Consider the following 2,722-nt stretch of genomic DNA (forward strand, 5'->3'; position numbering starts at 1 on the left):
GGCGTCTTACTCAGACCAAGTGGGCCGCTGTTGTAAGCATGCAGAACATCAGATACATCTGCATGTACGTCTCCAAGAATAGCCGCACTTCGACTCTCAACACTGTCGCCAACACCCTCACCAAAGATGTCCCTGCCAAGAACAGACATCAGACCCCAATCAAGGCCACGTGAATGAGAGTCCATCTGGTTGCTTGAATTACGAATCGCAATGATCTGAAGAGCCTTCTGCCTCTTCTCAAGCTGCAAAGTCTCAATACCAGCAGATATATGTTCCGCAACATTGTCGCTATCAACAATATCGTCAAACATCTCCTTTGGAATCTTACCCCTGAACTGCTCAATGCAATTGTCTCTACTCGTCACACCAGGCACTCCTTCATCTGGTTAAGAACCTTCTCATAAGCATCGATGTCTTTAAGCGCCTTGGCACCACTACTTGTCTTCACTTGCTCAGCCCCAACCTCTTGAATAGCATCAGGAATCATCACGTCGTCATCAGCAACAGCAATCTTGGCGCGATCAACAGGGTCAATCGATGGATCATTCATGAACGCATTCATCTTGACTGCTTTATGTGCGACCCTAGCCTCCCGCTTGGACTTCTTTGGAACCTCAGGAGCAACAGGCCTTTCTGCATGAATCACACCAGCAGACGCAACAAAGTCATCAAGACCTCCCTTGGACTCCAGCTCCTTTGCAAATGACTTCATCGATTTATTCATTGACTGGGCTAAGCCGGTCTTCGAGCCAGCACGTTTCATTACCGCAAATCTTAACTCTTCCGCACTAACACGACTGTTCACGATGAGCTGAGCCAAGTCAGCTTCATACTTGCTGGAATAAGACCTGACTCCAGACAAAGCTGAATCAACGTCAAACGGCTTGCCAGCCCTAACTGCATCCATGTAATCATCAACAACCTTCATGTGTGAATTCATATCCACACCAGACGGCCTTGATTGCGTTGTCATCTCCTCGATTTCAACGACTTTTAGTGCATCTGCCTCTTCCCTTGTAGGACGATATCCATCTTCAATCTTCTTCTTAAAAAGCTTTGATAGGCCATGACTGACAGCAACACCAGCACCACCAATCACAAAACCACCGACAGCAGCACCAACAACATTGTTTACAAATTCAGATTTCGCAGTCTCTGTAGGAACGTTCAAAGTATCTGTCTTCACGTCATACACGCGCTTACCAATAGCTGTCTCTACAGCAGCTCCTATGGCCGCCTCAGTCGATCCAACAGCCAGGGCTCGTGATAGTACGGATTTTGCAGCAAAAGCTGCTGACGGAGCACCCAGGAGCATAGAGGTTGCCATGACAGGGTCCTGTATGCCGCCAACCATGCTGCCAAGAACACTGCCTGCTGATGCACCAAAACTATCACCACGCTCTTCAACCTGGTCCCTTACGCGCCTGGCATCAGATGCATAGTCAACATAAGCCTTGTTGATCGTGTCGAAGTCTTCAATATCTTCATGTTGATTGATAGCCGCCTTATTCTGGCGCATGAAATCTTCTCTATCCTTCAGCCTGCCACTAAGTCCATACGGATTTGTGCCTATGTCCCAGCGACGATCACCAGTCCGCTCGAACATCTTCTGGTAGGTATCAATCACTCTCCTGGACTTGAAATCACTCTCTGAGTTAAACTGCTCCTGAGATTCATAGAAACTCTTCGCAGCATTGAAGTTCTCAATAAACCCAGACGGAAGCTGGTCATTACTCACCAGTGGATTGTCAACAGCCCTCCTCCTAAGAAGATCGACCTGGTTCATCGGTTATATTTCAAAATAAATGGCTGCTCTTCATCCTTCTTCTGAAGAAAATTGAACCCATTGATCACATAGTACTCACCACGTACGCCAGTCTCTGTAAGCGTCACGTCACCATCAGCAATAGCATCAGCAAGATCACGGTCATGATCGTATAGCTTAGAGCTACCAAGGCCATGCAGATCATCAGCAGAAAGGTCATCTAACCAGTCTTCAAGATCATCAGCGCTTGTATCAAAATTAGGGGACATGATAAAAGAACCACGATATTCAAGAGGCTCTCCTACAACAATATCAATCGCCTCTTCCATGGAATCAGAATCATATACACCAGAGTAGTCTCCATCTCTGATCATAATCCCTGCATATGCAGACTTTATTGCCTTCTCTCTGTTTTCAGCAATCCCACCAAGTAATGCAAATGCCTGTTTAACTCCCTGGATCTCTTCAATATAGTCAGCCTTCTTAGGAATGATTGTGTCGTCATCACTCTGAAACCCACTAAGAACAAGGCCTGCAGCCTCATCATGCCCCTGCATTGAAAGATTGCCAACAACACCAAGAACAGCACCAGCCTTCGTCATGCCTATCTGGTCAAAAGCAAGTGCAGTGCGATCCTCACCCATATTGCTGACCATCCTACCAGCGTAATCAGACACCTCCTCAGGAGTTGACTGGGCTAGAATCCCGTTTAATGATGCAATGTCTGCACGTGAAAGGGGATTCATCATGCGCCCATCACTCAAACTCTCGCTCTTCCTGGCAATCTCACCACGCTGATACATCACATGATCAAATTCATCAACGCTCGAGGATGGCACTCTTGCGCTTAGATGACGACATGCCTGAAAAGTCCGCCGCTTCATTGCTATAGGCCAATGCAGAATCAATGTCATCAGTATCCATACCCAAAGATTGGCGTTCTTTACGAAGAGACTC

Annotated in this window: 3 protein-coding genes; all 3 read right to left on the bottom strand. The window is 47.0% G+C overall.

Annotation, left to right across the window (positions count from 1 at the left end; all coding sequences use genetic code 11):
• Window positions 1-365 (bottom strand): hypothetical protein (locus tag BOW51_RS09640; protein ID WP_135568222.1); only part of this gene is annotated, 365 nt, incomplete at its 3' end.
• Entirely contained in the window at window positions 362-1,786 is a 1,425-nt protein-coding gene (locus tag BOW51_RS09645) for a hypothetical protein (RefSeq protein ID WP_078477533.1), read from the bottom strand. The genes BOW51_RS09645 and BOW51_RS09640, both read right to left, overlap by 4 nt.
• Entirely contained in the window at window positions 1,783-2,514 is a 732-nt protein-coding gene (locus BOW51_RS09650) for a hypothetical protein (RefSeq protein WP_217349028.1), read from the bottom strand. The genes BOW51_RS09645 and BOW51_RS09650 overlap by 4 nt, the downstream gene beginning before the upstream one ends.
• Between the last annotated feature and the right edge of the window lie 208 nt (window positions 2,515-2,722).

This window comes from Solemya elarraichensis gill symbiont (assembly GCF_002021095.1).
Classification (GTDB): domain Bacteria; phylum Pseudomonadota; class Gammaproteobacteria; order Chromatiales; family Chromatiaceae.

Excerpts from the sequence above, each read along its gene's own strand:
- BOW51_RS09645 (WP_078477533.1), bottom strand. The coding sequence starts at position 1,786 with ATGAACCAGGTCGATCTTCTTAGGAGGAGGGCTGTTGACAATCCACTG.
- BOW51_RS09650 (WP_217349028.1), bottom strand. The coding sequence starts at position 2,514 with ATGATGAATCCCCTTTCACGTGCAGACATTGCATCATTAAACGGGATT.